General features: G+C 70.3%; 12 protein-coding genes. 10 read left to right on the forward strand and 2 right to left on the reverse strand.

All coding sequences use genetic code 11. The annotated features are described in order from the left end of the window. The first annotated feature begins 80 nt into the window (after positions 1 to 80). The 4 genes from MMA15_RS19975 to MMA15_RS19990 all read left to right on the forward strand — a co-directional run bounded on the left by MMA15_RS19975 (position 81) and on the right by MMA15_RS19990 (position 6,806). A complete protein-coding gene (locus MMA15_RS19975; protein ID WP_241061510.1) occupies positions 81 to 1,517 on the forward strand; it encodes an amidase in 1,437 nt (478 codons plus the stop codon). A gap of 358 nt (positions 1,518 to 1,875) precedes the next feature. Further along, positions 1,876 to 3,294, forward strand: coding sequence for an MFS transporter (locus MMA15_RS19980; RefSeq protein WP_241061511.1), 1,419 nt, complete (start codon positions 1,876 to 1,878; stop codon positions 3,292 to 3,294). A 316-nt stretch (positions 3,295 to 3,610) separates the two neighbouring features. Then, the gene (locus tag MMA15_RS19985) at positions 3,611 to 5,326 is read left to right on the forward strand and encodes an APC family permease (RefSeq protein ID WP_241061512.1); all 1,716 of its coding nucleotides are present in this window, start codon (positions 3,611 to 3,613) and stop codon (positions 5,324 to 5,326) included. A 70-nt stretch (positions 5,327 to 5,396) separates the two neighbouring features. Continuing rightward, complete coding sequence (locus MMA15_RS19990; RefSeq protein ID WP_241061513.1) at positions 5,397 to 6,806, forward strand: ATP-grasp domain-containing protein; 1,410 nt, start codon at positions 5,397 to 5,399, stop codon at positions 6,804 to 6,806. Between the two features lie 35 nt (positions 6,807 to 6,841). Here the strand turns inward: MMA15_RS19990 and MMA15_RS19995 are convergent, their stop codons facing one another. Next, complete coding sequence (locus tag MMA15_RS19995) at positions 6,842 to 7,444, reverse strand: pYEATS domain-containing protein (RefSeq protein WP_241061514.1); 603 nt, start codon at positions 7,442 to 7,444, stop codon at positions 6,842 to 6,844. An 83-nt stretch (positions 7,445 to 7,527) separates the two neighbouring features. Next, positions 7,528 to 8,109, reverse strand: coding sequence for a CGNR zinc finger domain-containing protein (locus MMA15_RS28295; RefSeq protein ID WP_241061515.1), 582 nt, complete (start codon positions 8,107 to 8,109; stop codon positions 7,528 to 7,530). Positions 8,110 to 8,581: 472 nt separating this feature from the next. Between MMA15_RS28295 and MMA15_RS20005 the strand changes: the two genes are divergently transcribed. The 6 genes from MMA15_RS20005 (at position 8,582) to MMA15_RS20030 (ending at position 14,738) form a co-directional block, all read left to right on the forward strand. Then, complete coding sequence (locus MMA15_RS20005; protein WP_241061516.1) at positions 8,582 to 9,046, forward strand: DinB family protein; 465 nt, start codon at positions 8,582 to 8,584, stop codon at positions 9,044 to 9,046. Then, a complete protein-coding gene (locus MMA15_RS20010; protein ID WP_241061517.1) occupies positions 9,043 to 10,308 on the forward strand; it encodes a MalY/PatB family protein in 1,266 nt (421 codons plus the stop codon). Before MMA15_RS20005 ends, MMA15_RS20010 begins: the two co-directional genes overlap by 4 nt. 409 nt (positions 10,309 to 10,717) lie before the next feature. Beyond that, a complete protein-coding gene (locus MMA15_RS20015; RefSeq protein WP_241061518.1) occupies positions 10,718 to 12,061 on the forward strand; it encodes an MFS transporter in 1,344 nt (447 codons plus the stop codon). A gap of 177 nt (positions 12,062 to 12,238) precedes the next feature. Continuing rightward, positions 12,239 to 13,408, forward strand: coding sequence for a M4 family metallopeptidase (locus MMA15_RS20020; protein WP_241061519.1), 1,170 nt, complete (start codon positions 12,239 to 12,241; stop codon positions 13,406 to 13,408). 52 nt (positions 13,409 to 13,460) lie between these two features. Further along, on the forward strand, positions 13,461 to 13,763 hold the full coding sequence (locus MMA15_RS20025) for a protealysin inhibitor emfourin (protein ID WP_241061520.1): 303 nt from the start codon (positions 13,461 to 13,463) through the stop codon (positions 13,761 to 13,763). Between the two features lie 534 nt (positions 13,764 to 14,297). Then, positions 14,298 to 14,738 carry an ATP-binding protein gene (locus tag MMA15_RS20030; RefSeq protein WP_241061521.1) on the forward strand — a complete coding sequence of 147 codons (441 nt, stop codon included), beginning with the start codon at positions 14,298 to 14,300 and terminating at the stop codon, positions 14,736 to 14,738. Positions 14,739 to 14,821 lie beyond the last annotated feature (83 nt).

Genomic DNA, 14,821 nt, shown 5'->3' on the forward strand with positions numbered 1-14,821 from the left:
CGCACCCGAGCCTCCCCGGGACGACGCGGAACGAAGACAGCACAGCCGAACACCATCGGCGCCGATACGCAGGAGCAACGATGCGAACGCCTGAAAGCGCAGTGGCGGACTTCCTCGGCCGCAACGAGCCCGGCGGCATGGGCGACGCAGGGACGCCGCCCATGCCGGACGTGCTCGCCCTGCCCCTCGCCGAACGGGACGCCCTGCTGCGCAAGGGCGAACTCTCACCGGCGGACTTGTACGCGGCGGCTGCGCATTGGGAGCCGGCAGCAGACCATCGGTACCGTGCCTGCGCCGAACTGCGCGCCCGCAGCAGCAAGTTCGCATACGTACGGAACGACGGCGGGCAGGACGGGCGCTCTTCGGACGCCCGCGCACTGACCGGCGGCGCGCTGCGCGTCGGCGTCAAGGACACCGTCGACGTACAGGGCTTCCCCACCCGCCTCGGACTGCGCCACTACCGCCACCACCCCCGGGAGTCGGCGACCGTGGTGGCCTCGCTGCGCGGAGCCGAGGTGAACGCGAAGGTGGTCACCACGGAGCTGAACATCGGCGTCGGCTCGGGCTGCGTCAACCCCTACTTCCCACGGTTCGATCCCGCCGGTTCCAGCACCGGCTCGGCGGTGGCCGTCGCGGCGAACATCTGTGACGTGGGCCTGGGCACCGACGTGCTCGGTTCGGTGCGCTGGCCCGCCGGGCGCTGCGGCGTCGTCGGCCTCCGTACGACACACGACCCCGCGAGGCTCGCCGGTATCTTCCCGCTCAGCCCCGGCATGGACGCGCCCGGCTGGGTCGCCCGTACCGCCGACGATCTCGCCTTCGCCTGGCGGCACTTGGGGCTGGGCGACGAGCCCCGGGTGGCGTCGCCGTCGCTGCGGGTGGGCGTGCCGGAGGAGCTGTACAGGCCGGGTGTCGTCGACCCGGAGATCGCCCAGGCTCTGGACACGGCGAGCACGGCGCTCACCTCACACGGACACCACATCGCCGCGCGTGCCCTGGGGGAGCTGTGGAACTGCCGTGCCTCGGCATGGGAGTTGTGCTCCCGCGACGCCTGGGACGGCCACCAGGTGTGGCGGGACCGGCTGACGGACGAGCTGATGCCCTCGACATGGCGGGCACTGGAGACGGGTGCCAAGGTCACCGACGAACGGCGCACCGAGATCCGCGCCGACATGGCGCGGCTGCGTGCGGGAGTGACGGAACTGTTCGCCGAGGCGTCCGTGGACGTATGGCTGATGCCGCTGGACCCGGGCGTGCCGAAGCCCAAGGGCACGGTGGTCGCGTCCTCCACGATCCCCGACGCCGACGACCCGGCCTTCGAACGGGAGGTGGGCTTCACGCCCGTCGCCAGCTTCGCCGGGCTGCCCGCGGTCACCATGCCCGTGGGCCGCGACCCGGAACACGGGGCGCCGCTGGCCGTACAGCTCGTCGGCCGCCCGGGGGACGACGCTTCCCTGATCCACCTCGCCCAGCAGCTCACCACGGGCCTGGAACCCCTCGAACTGAGCCCCGCGTGAGCGCGGGCGGCAGGGAGGGGATGACAGCCAGGGGTGGCGGGGGACAGGAGCCGGGCGGCGAGAGAACAACGCTGCGGGGCGACAACTGCCGGGCGACGACTGCTGGGCGACGACTGACAGATGACGGATGGCGGCTAACGGCTGACGGACGACGGCTAGCGGCTGACGGACGACGACTGACGGATGACCGATGCCAGATAGCAGATGCCAGATAACAGATGACGGACGACGACTGACGGATGACCGATGACGGCTATCAGATGACAGATAACAGATAACGGAAATTGACAGCGCATCAGACAGACCCCGGATAAGACTGACGACCGGCACCGGCCGAACCGGAATCGATGGGACGAACATGACCACTGCGGCGCCACACGCCACGCCGGCGGGCTCCAGCAGCCCGCCCAGGCGCAGCTTCCTGCTGATCTACCTGGCGGTCTTCGGGGGATACACGGGTCAGCAGATCCTCACCCCCGTGCTTCCGCCGCTGGCACGTGAACTCTCCCTCAGCGAGTTCCAGTTCGGCATCGTGATGAGCGCGTCCGCCGCCATGGTCGCGCTCGTCAGTCCCTGGTGGGGGCGGCGCAGCGACACCCACGGGCGCAAACCGCTGCTCGTCGTCTCGCTGTTCGGCGCCGCCGCGGGCCTCTTCGCGTTCGCCGTGTCCGCACACCTCGGGCTGCTGGGCACCATCGGCGCGCTCGTCACCTTCGCCCTGCTGCTGGCGACACGCGGCATCGTCTTCGGCGGCGCGCTCGCGGCGCTGCCGGTCGCGGCACAGTCCTACGTGGCCGACGTCACGCCGGACGAGCAGACCCGCGTCAAGGGCATGGCCCGAGTGGGCGCGGCCATCGGCCTCGCGCTGGTCCTCGGTCCCGGACTGGGCGGCGTACTGGCCGACTTCGGCCTGGTCGCCTCGCTCTATCTCGCTCCTGGGCTGATCCTGCTGCCCGCGTTCGCCGTATGGGCGGGGCTGCCCAAGGACGCGCGCTCGAAGGGCCCCAAGTCCAAGGCGCCGAAGCTCAGTCCGCTCGACGAGCGCGTGTGGCCGTTCCTGCTGGCGGGAGTCGGCGTCTATCTCTCGGTGAGCATGCTTCAGATGAGCGTGGGCTTCCTGCTTCAGGACCGGCTGGGCCTGACGACGCGGGAGACCGCCGAGTGGTCCGGTTACGTACTGCTGGCCGGCGGTCTGCCCATGCTGCTGGTGCAGGGGGTCGTCATCCCGTTCCTGAAGTGGCGGCCGCTGCGGCTGCTGAGGGTCGGGGTGCCGCTGACGTGCGCCGCCTTCGTGGTGATGGTCTTCGCGGACAGCCTGCCGGTCTTCTTCGCCGCCACCGTGCTCTCCGGCATGGGCCACAGCCTGGCCATCCCGGGCTACAACTCCGTACTGAGCCTGCGCGTCGGCGCCGACGAACAAGGGGGCGTGGCGGGCCTGATCTCCGCCACCAACGGCTTCACCCTCGTCCTCGGCCCGCTGGCCGCGACGGCGCTGTACCAGACGGGCGTCTCGCTGCCGTTCGTCTGCGGTGCGGCGGTGCTCGGCCTGCTCGCCGCGTTCCTCGTGGCGTCCCCGAAGGTGCGGGACGTGCCGTCGCCGCAGGCCGCCGGGGAGCCGGATGGGGCCGCACTGTCCCCGGAGGAGACCCAGGGGAGCACCGGCGGCGGGTCCGGCGGCGGGTCCGCCGAGGGGACCGGCAGCGAGGCCGGCGCCCGCGGCGCCGGTACGGCAGTGGCCTCAGACAGCGCCGGGGAGGAGCACACCGACGCGGGATGACGGGGCGCCGGGACGACCGCCCCGGCCCTGAAAGCCCTGAGCGGCCCCGGCCCCGGCCCTGACCCCGGCCCTGACCGTCCGACCCGAACCGTAGCCCCGGCCCGGACCGTGCTCGGCCCGAACTCGACCCGTGCACCCTGCCCGTTCGCCGACAGAAAGCCCGGAAGCCCGAAGCCAGAAGCCGCGAACGGCCGCCCGCCGAGCCGCAGTTCACGGCGAACCACAGCTCCGGCTTCAGCCACCACCGGTGGCCCGGTCGCCACCCGGCGACGCGAGGCCGCCCGTTCGCTCTGCCATCACTCACAGGGGGAGACCCATGTCCGCACCGCCCTTGGACCACCGCCCGCCCGCCGGCGTCCCACGTCAGACGGGAGAGACCGGCCTCCGCAAGGAGCTCGGCTTCTGGAGCCTCACCGGAGTCGCCTTCGGCGGGATGATCGGTTCCGGCTGGCTGTTCGGCGCGTACTACGCGGCCCAAGGAGCGGGCCCCGCCGCGCTGTTCTCCTGGCCGCTGGCAGGCGGTGCGCTGATCCTCGTCGGCATGGTGCTGGTGCAGCTCGGTGCCACGCGGCCGCAGGCGGGCGGCATGGTGCGCTGGCCCATGCAGGCGGGCGGTCCCGTCGTGGGAGCGGTCATCAGCTGGGGCGTGCTGCTGGCCGTCACCAGCGCGCTCGCCGCGGAGTCGTCGGCGATCGTCCAGTACGCCGAGCGCTACATACCCGGCGTCTACGACCACGGCGCCCTGACGGCGAAGGGCACCCTCGTCGCCGTCGTGCTGCTGGGCGCCCTGGTGCTGCTCAACTGGTTCGGAGTGGCGCTGTTCGCGAAGGTCAACCTCCTGCTGACGGTGGTCAAGACGGCGGTGCCGCTGCTGACCATCACCGCGCTGCTGCTGTCCGGCTTCCACACCGGCAACATCGAGGCGGGCGGCGGCTGGGCGCCGTACGGCTGGCCCGCCATGCTCAGCGTCGTCGCGACCGCGGGCATCATCTACTCCATGAACGGGTTCGGCGCTGCCGTCGAACTCTCCGGCGAGGCCCGCGATCCGCGCCGCGACCTGCCCCGCGCGGTCATCATGTCGATCACGCTCGTCGTCGTGCTCTACATGCTGCTGCAACTGGTCTTCCTGCTCGCCGTGCCCGAAGGCCGCCTCGGCGACGGCTGGCAGGGCGTCAACCTCTCCTCCCCCTACGGGCAGCTCGCGCTCGCCCTGGACCTGGGCTGGCTGGCGACCGTCATCTACGCCGACGCCGTGATCTCACCGGCGGGCGCCGTCTCGGTGTTCGTCGCCTCCGGCGCCCGCGAGACCTACGCCACGGCGCGCAACGGCGTGCTGCCCCGCTCCGTCGCCGTCATCCACGGCCCGTCCGGCGTGCCGAGGCGCGCGATGCTCGGCAACTTCGTGATCAGCGTGCTCTTCCTGGTGCCGTTCCGCGGCTGGCAGGACCTCATCACCGTCGTCGGCGTGCTGTCGCTGCTGGGTTATTCGGCGTGCGCCGTGGCCGCCGGGACCTTCCGCGCCAGTGACGGCGTCGTCCATGCGACGTGGACGCTGCCGGGGCTGCGCTGGATCGCACCGGCGAGCTTCGTGGTCTCCACCGGACTGATCCACTGGGCGGGCTGGGACCACCTGCGCATCGCCCTCCCGATGGCCGCCTCGGGCGTGCTGATCTTCGCCGTAAGGCACCGCCTGCGGCCCGGCCTGGGACGTGAACTGGCCCTGGGCGCCTGGCTGCTGGGCTATCTGGCCGCGCTCTATCTGGTCTCCTGGGCGGGCAGCTTCGGCGGTTCCGGCTGGCTGGCGGCCCCCTGGGACTCCGTCGCGGCCGCCGCCATGGGGCTCGCCGTCTACTACTGGGGTGTCCGCTCCGGCGGCGCCTACCAGGCAAGCCAGGCCGGGAGCGTGAAGCGTTCCCACGAGGCGGAGACGGACGCCGCGGGCGGCGGCGCGGAAGGCACGTCGCCGAAGGGCACGTCGCCCGGGGGCGAGTCGCCGGAGGCGCCGGGCACGTCACCGGAAGCGGCCGGATGACGCCCCTGCGGGACACCGCACCCGCGACACTTCCGTAGGCACGACCGAGGACGGACGAGGGAGAGCCGCGATGTCCGAACAGCCCCAGCAGCCGCAGCAGTTCGACCCGCCGCGCGACTCCGTGCGTACGGATCGGCCCGTGCGTGAGGACCGGCCCGCAGGCACGGAAGGAGAACGTACGGAAGGCGATCGCACGGAGGGCGAACGCGTGGAGCCCGGCGCAGGCACCGGTCCGCATCGGGGCTATGTGGCGATCGTCGACACGTACCACCCGACGCGGCGGCTCATCCCCGAGTTCGCCAAGGCCGGTTACGAGTGCGTGCGCGTACAGAGCGGCCCCGAGGTCCCGGAGGCCTTCCGCAGGGCGCTGAATCTGGACGACTACGCGGACAACATCGTCCACGACGGCGACCTGGAGGAGACCGTCCGTGCGCTGGCCGCCTACCGGCCGGTGGCAGTCGTGCCCGGAGGCGAACACGGCGTGGAGTTCGCCGACCGGCTCAGTGAACGGATGGGCCTCGCCTCCAACGGCACCCGGCACAGCGCGGCACGCCGCGACAAGTACACGATGATCGAGACGGTCAAGGCGGCCGGGGTCGCCGGCGCGGCTCAACTCCTCGTCCCCGACGAGGAGTCACTGCGCCGCTGGCACGAGCGGCTCGGCCGCCGCGTCGTCGTCAAACCGCTCAGCAGCGGCGGCGGCGACGGGGTGTTCTTCTGCGACACCCCGGACCAGTCCGCCGAGGCGTACCGCACGCTGCTGGGCGCCGAGCACATCTACGGAGGGCACAACGAGGGCGTCGTGGCCCAGGAGTATCTGCGCGGCGCCGAGTACATCGTCGACACCGTCAGCCGGGACGGCAGGCACCGCGTCTGCGACATCTGGCGCACGACGCGGCTCTCGGCCAACGGCGTGCTCGATCTGTGCGACGCCATCCACTCCGTGCCGCGCTCGTCCCGGGCGGGCCGAGTGCTGGCCGAGTACGCCGAGTCGGTACTCGACGCCCTCGGCATCCGCCACGGCCCCGGCCATCTGGAGGTCAAACTGACGCCGGAGGGCCCGCGTCTGGTCGAGATGGGCGCACGCATCGCGGGCGGAGAGATCCCGCACTACGCGGAACTGGCGCTCGGCGAGTCCCAACTCGGCTGGACGGCCCTCGCCTACGCCGACCCGGACCGCTTCCACGCCGAATACGGCCGTGAGTACCGAGTGCGGCATCACTTCGCCTCGGTCGCGATGATCTCTCCCGTGGAGGGCACCCTGCGGCGATACCGCCACCTCGATAAGCTCCAGCAGCTCGAAAGCCTCCACGACATCCGCACCCTGGTGGCCCCCGGCTCCCCGATCCGCCCCACCGTCAACGACCTGACGTATCCGCTTATCGTCAATCTGCGCCACGAGGTCAAGGAGACCGTCCTCCGCGACGCGGGCACGGTCCGCTATCTCGACGGGGAGAGCTTCTACGAGCTGGAGGACTGACGGGGGCGGGGGCGGAGGCGGGCCCGTCGCGCGGGTCAGAAGTTGAGATATCTCTGGAGCGTCAGGGGCTCCTCGCGGTCCTCGACGTGGACCCGGGCCCGGAGGTTGAACATGCCCCAGGCCGAGGTCCGCAGCTCGAAGTTGGTCGCCCGGTCCGTGACGGTGCGTACCGGATCGTAGAAGGTCGGATGAAGGTGGTAGACGACCTTGGTGACCCGGTCCAGGTCCCTGTCGTCTCCTTCGAGGAAGACGTGGACGCGGTGGTACCGGTAGTTCTCCCGGTCCAGCGACTTGTCGCGGCGCGCCGTATGAGCCACATAGATCTGGGGGCCGGGCTCGTCGGAGTCCGCGGCGTCCGCGGAGTCCGCGGAGGCTGTTTCGGACCCTGCGGGCACCAGCTCCGTGTTCAGCAACGGCTGTGCACCGGGCCGCGGTTCGGGCCCTGAGGGGTGCTGCGGCGACGATGGGGGCAGCCGGATGATTCCCCCGGGACCTTCGTACTCGAAGGGATCGCCTTGCTCGACGCGGGTGTTGACGGATTCGACGAACCGCCGCAGCGGCCTCCGCAGCCTGTACGCCGCCGCCGCGATGAACACCGGCCATATCAGGCTCTGTAAGAGCGGTATCCAGTCCTTCATCAAGTCCCCCCGAAAGCCCGGTCGTTCCATGTGCGCCCCGTCATCCGCCGCGCAGCGGCCGACTCACTACGCAGGAGATGACGTCATCCGCCGGACCCGGAGGTCTTGGACGTCTGCTGCTTCTTCCGCTGCCGGTAGTCGGCGGCCTTGCGCTTGTTGCCGCACTCGGCCATACCGCACCATCTGCGGGCGCCGGAGCGGGACAGGTCGACGAAGAGGCGCGTGCAGTCGGAGCCGGCGCACTCCTTGGTGCGCCGGATGTGCCGGGAGCTGAGCAGGTCGATGGCGTCGCGCGCCACGGCGCCCAGCACCTCGTCGACGCCGCCGAGCCGGGTCAGAGCGCCCTGGGCGTTCATCTGCAGCTTCGGCAGCGGAAGCCGTGCGGCGTCGTTGACCCGGGCGAGGTCCTCCTCGGTGCCCGTGGCCGCCTCCTGGCCCGGCAGCCAGGCCCATACGAGCCCGTAGACCGATTCGCGAAGGCGCCGCACCCGGTCGAGATCGTGACCGTCCAAGTGCCCCGGGTCGTCGACGAGTTCGGCTTCCGCGATCCACTGCCTGAGCGCGTCGGGCGAGTCCAGCAGCTCGGTGTGGGCGCTGCGGCGCCACAGCTTCGTTCCGGCTAGGTCGAGGCAGGACCGGCCGCTCACGAAGACGAAATCACTCACGTGACCATACTGACAGGTGACGGGCGCTGCTGTCGATGGCGTGCGGATGGCCGCGCGGTCCTGTGCAGGGCCCCGAGCGGACGTCCCGGGGAGGCCCGTGTGCGGGGGCTCACCGGCATGGCTATGGGTCCAGTCGACGTCACCGGTCAGACCCGTGATGTGTTCCGGGGTCCGTCCTTCCGCGGGAGAGGCCGCGTACGCCCGGGTGCCGCTGTGTCGACCGGCGACTACGTGCGTACATACCGCAGTTGGACGGTGGGCGGCGTCGAACGCCAGTGACGGCGCGCCGGGCAGACGGTTGCCGCAGACGGCGAACGAAGCCCAAATCGTCACCCCCTTGACCGGTGACTGGTGCCTGGCTAATCTGCCGCTGGCATCCCGGCGAGAGGGCTCCCCGGCTTCCTCCGCCCGCTGTCTCCGCTTCGCCCTCAGGGCCGCCCGGCTCTGAGCAGTGCCCCTCAGGAAGCAGGCCATGGACCAGAACGAGTACCTCTACTTCTTGCGCCGCGCGTTCGACGGCATGATCAATGCGCTGGAGGAGCTCGGCGACGAACTCGCCAACGTCGAGCCGTCCCCGGGCAGGACCAACAGCGCCTACGCGATCGCTTATCACTGCACGGCCGTGGCCGATTACTGGATCGGCCACATCGTCGCCGGCAGGCCCGTCGACCGGGACCGCGACTCGGAGTTCGCCGCCCGGGGGACCGTTGCGGAGCTGAAGCGCGGCCTCGATCCCCTCTTCGACCGGTTGCGCGACGATCTGCGCCGCGCCGGAGGGCGGACGCTGCCGCGCAATGCGCCGCCTCCTTCGTACGAGGGGCCGGACCGCAGGCTCACTTCCGTAGGTGTGCAACTGCATGTCCTGGAGGAACTGGCCCAGCATCACGGCCAGATAGAGATCACCAGGGACACCCTCCTGGACGGAGCGGGGCGATGAAACGCACGGCGCGTCCCGAGGGCGGCCCCGCCGCCGGTCATGGCGGCGTCCCTCTCCGCGTCCCGGGATTCGACGACCTCGACCGGAGCTGGCTGCGCAGCCGTCCCGGCGTCAAGTGGCGCCGCGTGGAAGGCGGCGACCTGCCCGCATGGGTCGCCGACATGGACTTCCCGATCCCCCCGGCGGTGGCCGGAGCACTCCAAGAGGCCGTCGCACACGGCGACTTGGGGTATCCCGACTGGACCGGCGGCAGCCCGCTGCGCGAGGCGTTCGCCCGCCGCATGGCGTCACGCTACGGCTGGGAGGCGTCCTCTTCCCGCGTACGCGAGCAGACGGATCTCATCCAGTGCCTCCAGCTCATCCTGCATCTGGCCACCTCGCCGGGGGACGCCGTGGCCGTGCAGACCCCCAACTACCCGCCGTTCCTGGCCACCCTCAGAACGATGCAGCGGCCCGCCGTGCCGGTGCCGATGACGGACGTGCCGATGACGGACGTGCCGACGGCAGGCGACGGCCGGGGAAGCCGCATCGACATGGCGGCGCTCGCCGACGGAGTCGCCCGTCACGGCTGCAAGGTCCTGCTGCTGGTCAACCCCCACAATCCGACGGGCACGGTGCTGACGAGGGACGAACTCCACGAGATCGCCGCCGTGGCACGCCGCCGTGATCTGCTGGTCGTCAGCGACGAGATCCACTCAGAACTCACCCATGAGCCGCACCGGTTCGTCCCCTTCGCATCGCTCTCTCCGGACGCCGCCGCCCGCACGGTCACGATCACCTCCGCGACCAAGGCGTTCAACCTCGCCGGACTGCGCTGCACCGTCACCCACTACGGACCTGACCGACTGCTGGCGGTACGGGACGCGCAGCCGCCGGATCTCTACGGCACCGTCTCCAATCTCGGCGTCACAGGCACCCGGGCGGCCTGGCTCCACGGAGACGCCTGGCAGAAGCAGCTCCTCACCGTCCTCGACCGGAACCGCCGCCGCGTACACGACGTGCTGCGCGAACGACTGCCCGCGCTGCGCCATCGACTCCCCGAAGCCACCTACTTCACCTGGATCGACGCCCGCGCACTGCGGCTCGCGGAGGACCCCGTGGGATTCGTGCGGCGCCACGGCGGCGTCCTCCTCGACGGCGGCGCGCCCTTCGGCACCGGGTCCGAGCAGTATCTGCGGCTCAACTTCGCTACGTCCGCGGACGTACTGGAAGGAATCCTCGACGGCGTGGTCAACGCCCTGGCCACGCCACCCGCGGGCTGAGCGTCCGCTCCCGGCGGCTGCCGCGTCTCAGTCTGTGGCTTCCGTGCGGTGAGCGGCCGTCGAGCCATCGCGGCAATGGGCCGCCGGGTCCTCGCGGCAGCCGCTCACCAGCACCGTCCACCCCGCTCTTCAGCCTCATCGACGACCGCGAAGCGGTCCCCGTCAGCGTCGCCGCATTCGCCATCGCTGCCGGCACCTGACTGACAGGTGACGGCCAGACCGCGGCCGCCCTCATCGCCATCACCACCTCGTCCGGTGATGCCCCCTGCCCGAGTGCGCCCCCTTCCGGGCCCCGAGCCCGCCACACCCCCTGAGGAATCCCATGTCGCACACCACACCCAGCTCCTCTCCCTCTCCCTCACCGAAGGACGGAGGGCCCAACTCACCAGCCTCGGAACCCTCGTTGACAGTGGCGCACACCGAACTTCTCGCCGCCCGCCTCGAACGCCTCCCCTGGACGAGCCACCAGCGCAAGCTGCTGCTCGTAGTCGCGACGGCCTGGCTGTTCGACTCGATCGACCTGGCGACTTTGACCTTCGTACTGTCGCCGATCAGTACCGAATTCCGCCTCGACCACGCTCAGACGGGCCTCATGGGAAGCATCGGCTTCCTCGGCATGCTCGTCGGAGCCGTCGTCGCCGGGACGATGGCGGACCGGCTCGGCCGCCGGCTGGTCTTCCAGTGCAGCATCGTCGTCTGGGGCGTGGCCAGCGTCGCCCTCGCCCTCTCCTGGGACTTCTCCAGCCTGCTGACGTTCCGCTTCCTGCTGGGACTCGGCATGGGCGCCGAATTCCCCGTCGCCGCCGCGCTGATGGCCGAGTTCCTGCCCGCCGACCGGCGCGGGCGCGGTGCGGCACTTCTGGAGGGCGCCTGGCCCGTCGGCTTCGTACTGGCAGGCGCGCTCGCATACGTCGTCACCGAGCCGCTCGGCTGGCGCGGCATGTTCGTCATCGAGGGCTGTCTCGCCGTGTGGGCCCTGGTGATCCGGCGCGTACTGCCCGAGTCGCCCCGCTGGCTCGCGACCCGCGGCCGCCGTGCGGAAGCCGAGAAGGTCCTGACCGGCTTCGAGCGCGCCGTCCAGCGCGCCGGCGGCAAGCCGCTGCCGGAGCCCGCCCCCGTCGCCGCCGCTGCCTCCGGCGCCGCGAGCGGCGGATTCCGGGACCTCTTCTCGTCGTCCTACCGCCGGCGCACGGTTGCCCTCTGGGCGGTCTGGTTCTGCACCCTGCTCGGCTACTACGGGCTGACCACGTGGCTGGGACAGCTGCTGACGGAACGCGGCCTCGAAGTCGTGGAGAGCATCGAGTACATCCTGCTCATGGCGCTGTGGGGGATACCGGGCTTCCTCTCCGCTGCGTACCTTGTCGAGCGGATCGGCCGGAAGCCCTGCCTGGCCGGATACACCGTGGCCTCGGCCGGTGCGGCCTTCGCCTACGGTCAGGCCGGCGACCAGCTCCAACTGATCGTGACCGGCTCGGTCCTGCAGTTCTTCCTCTTCGGCATGTGGTCGTCGATCTACGCCTACACCCCCGAACTCTTCCCCACCCGCAGCCGGGGCGTCGGGGTGGGCACGGCCACCGCCGCGGGCAGGCTCGGCGCGGTGCTCGGCCCCCTGCTGGTCCCGGTGGTCCTCAGCGCCGCGGGCGCCACGGCGGTGTTCGCTCTCGGTGCGGGCCTGTTCCTGACCGCCGCGTGCCTGGTCCTGACCCTCCTCCCTGAGACGAAGCACGCCGTACTGGAGGACATCTCCGGCTGAGGCCCTCGCCGGTTCACTCGACTGGGCGGCGTTGAAGTGCGCGAAGCCGGTGCGGAGCGCAAATTCGGGGTGGGACACGGTAATTGACTTCGGTGTGCCGGTCAGCGGCACCGCGAATACGGGTGTCCGCAGATTGCTTATTCAACGCCTCAGCCCCCTCTCGCACCGGAGGCTCCCATGCCCGGAAACTGCCGAATCAATTGCATCATTCCGCCGCACCTTCTCGACAAGCTCCTGGAAAGCGACGACAGCGACGCACGCCAGATCGCCTTGGACACCATGCTGACCACTGCCCGGCTGCGGGGCGAGCGCGAGGTCCGCCCGTCCCTCGTCGGCGCGGCTCCCGGCAAGGGCCGACGGACCGTCTTCGACTGCCGTCACAGCAGAAACCTCCCCCTCGCTGTCCTGGTCCGCTCCGAGGAGGGACCGGAATCCGCGGACGAAACCGTCAACCGGGCGTTCAAGGGGCTCGGCATGACCCGCAAATTCTTCAAGGAGGTACTCCAGCGCAATTCCCTCGACGACCAGGGACTGCGCCTGGACGGATACGTCCACTACGGCACCAGATTCAACAACGCGTTCTGGGACGGACGCGAGATGGCCTTCGGAGACGGTGACGGAAGGATTTTCAGCGACTTCACAGGATCTCTCTCCGTGATCGCCCACGAGTTGGCACACGGACTCACCGACTTCACCGCGGGCCTCGAATACCGCAACCAGTCCGGAGCCTTGAACGAGTCGATGTCGGATGTCTTCGGGGCACTGGTCACTCAGTGGTCGCTCGGACAGTCGGCCGAGACGGCGGACTGGCTGATCGGCGCTGAGGTCTTCACGCCCGGGATCGAAGCCGACGCCCTGCGGTCGATGAAGGCACCGGGTACGGCATTCGACAACGCCCTGTTCGGCAGGGACCCCCAGCCCGCCCACATGAACGACTTCGTCAGCCTGCCGGACACCGAACGGGACGACCACGGCGGCGTCCACATCAACTCCGGCATCCCCAACAAGGCGTTCTTCCTCACGGCGACGAACATCGGCGGCAACGCCTGGGAGGCCCCCGGCCTCATCTGGTACGAGTCCCTCAAGGCTTCCACCGTCCAGACCCAGTTCCAGGACTTCGCCGACACCACCTACCAGAAGGCCGGCGAACTGTTCGGCGCCGGCAGCGACGAGCAACTTGCCGTGCTTGCCGCGTGGCAGGAGGTCGGCATCCGTATCAGCGGCATCCCGTCCGGAGTCGCCCGGGGCCGTGCCATGGCGGGCCGCCGCGACGGCGCCGGCGGCGACGGCGAATGGGCCAGGACCCTTGCGTCCTCGCGCCCTTGGGCAAGGGCGTCGGGGAGCTGACGACCCCGGCGGCGGTTGTGACGGCCGCAAGGAACCCGGGAGGCTCCGCACGATGAAGGTGACCCTGGAGACCCACGGCGGGCAGGCGGCGGCCGTCAACCTCCGCCTCCCGCCGAAGGCGGTGGAAACCGGCGCCCTGCCCGAGCACGCCGCGACGGAGCTGTCCGAACTGGTGGCGGCGGCCCTTCCGACGGCGAAGGAGGAACGGCCCACCCAGGCCAGGGACGCGATGAGCTACACGATCACGGTGGAGGAAGGCGGCGGCTCGACCGCCCTCACACAGTCGGACACCACCATGTCCCCGGAGTTCGCGGCCTTGCTCGACTGGCTGGAGAGGCACTTCGCGCGGCAGTGACGGGCGTTGCCGGGCGGCGTGGGCCGGCCTGCATCGTCAATCGGACAGCAGTGGTACCGCGGCGCACTCGGTACGCACGGTCGAGGAGCACCGGTCTGGCGGTCCCTGCGTGCTGGCGAAACTCTTCTGCGTGTACGCAGAAGTGCAAGAGTCCGGCTCCGCTTTACCTTCCCGGTACCTGCTGCTTCGCAGCCAGCAGTGCGGGTAACTGAATCAGACTCATCCATGGAGCAATGGCTACGGGGCAGGCCTGCGCATCAGGGACTGCCCTTGTGTCACCGGGTGGTTGCTCCCCATCGACCTTCGAGGACACCGTGATGGCCGGCACTCTTCACCTACGCGCAGTCGACCGGTTCCCGCTCCAGCCCGGCACCCACCTGCCCACCAGAGCCCACGTCGCGACGCCCTACGGCAAGGACGACCGCGTTCCGCGCGACCGACATGACGACAACGCGCATGGTTGAGCCTGGAATTCGCGCCGTGGCTTCTTTCCCGGATGCTCCACGATCGGCACAGCGCCGCGACGCGGCCGCTGTGACCCTTCAGGACACGTTTCGGCTGCCGGCGCTCCACGCCTTCGTCTCCGAGGCACGGCGGTGCGTCGTGGCGCGGCTGCGCGAGTGGGGTGCTCATGAAGACGTCTGCGGGGACGCGGAGTTAGTGATCTCCGAACTCTTCACCAACGCCGTGCTCCACACCGACAGCGTCGAGATCGGCTACGGACTGCGCGTGACGGGGATGCACCTGCGTGTCGAAGTCGCAGACGAAGGTTGCCGGTCGAAGGAACAGCGCCTGCGGTCTGCCGAGTGCGAAGAGGAGAACGGGCGCGGGCTGCTGCTCGTCAAAGCCTTCTCGGAAACATGGGGAGTCCGGGCCCGTGAGAACGGTCAAGGCAGCGTGACCTGGGCCGACCTCCCGTACCGGCCTGCGCCCGGACGGACCCCACAGCCTCAGCCGGACCATCACACCAGATGAGGAAGCCAACTCCCTGACAAAGGGGCCACTTTCGCGTTACTGAGCCTCGCCCCGCGATGTCGACGACAGTGATGAAGCCTGCT

The organism is Streptomyces marispadix (assembly GCF_022524345.1).
In the GTDB taxonomy this organism is placed as follows: Bacteria; Actinomycetota; Actinomycetes; order Streptomycetales; family Streptomycetaceae; genus Streptomyces; species Streptomyces marispadix.

Excerpts from the sequence above, each read along its gene's own strand:
- MMA15_RS19975 (WP_241061510.1), top strand. The coding sequence starts at position 81 with ATGCGAACGCCTGAAAGCGCAGTGGCGGACTTCCTCGGCCGCAACGAG.
- MMA15_RS19980 (WP_241061511.1), top strand. The coding sequence starts at position 1,876 with ATGACCACTGCGGCGCCACACGCCACGCCGGCGGGCTCCAGCAGCCCG.
- MMA15_RS19985 (WP_241061512.1), top strand. The coding sequence starts at position 3,611 with ATGTCCGCACCGCCCTTGGACCACCGCCCGCCCGCCGGCGTCCCACGT.
- MMA15_RS19990 (WP_241061513.1), top strand. The coding sequence starts at position 5,397 with ATGTCCGAACAGCCCCAGCAGCCGCAGCAGTTCGACCCGCCGCGCGAC.
- MMA15_RS19995 (WP_241061514.1), bottom strand. The coding sequence starts at position 7,444 with ATGAAGGACTGGATACCGCTCTTACAGAGCCTGATATGGCCGGTGTTC.
- MMA15_RS20005 (WP_241061516.1), top strand. The coding sequence starts at position 8,582 with ATGGACCAGAACGAGTACCTCTACTTCTTGCGCCGCGCGTTCGACGGC.
- MMA15_RS20010 (WP_241061517.1), top strand. The coding sequence starts at position 9,043 with ATGAAACGCACGGCGCGTCCCGAGGGCGGCCCCGCCGCCGGTCATGGC.
- MMA15_RS20020 (WP_241061519.1), top strand. The coding sequence starts at position 12,239 with ATGCCCGGAAACTGCCGAATCAATTGCATCATTCCGCCGCACCTTCTC.
- MMA15_RS20025 (WP_241061520.1), top strand. The coding sequence starts at position 13,461 with ATGAAGGTGACCCTGGAGACCCACGGCGGGCAGGCGGCGGCCGTCAAC.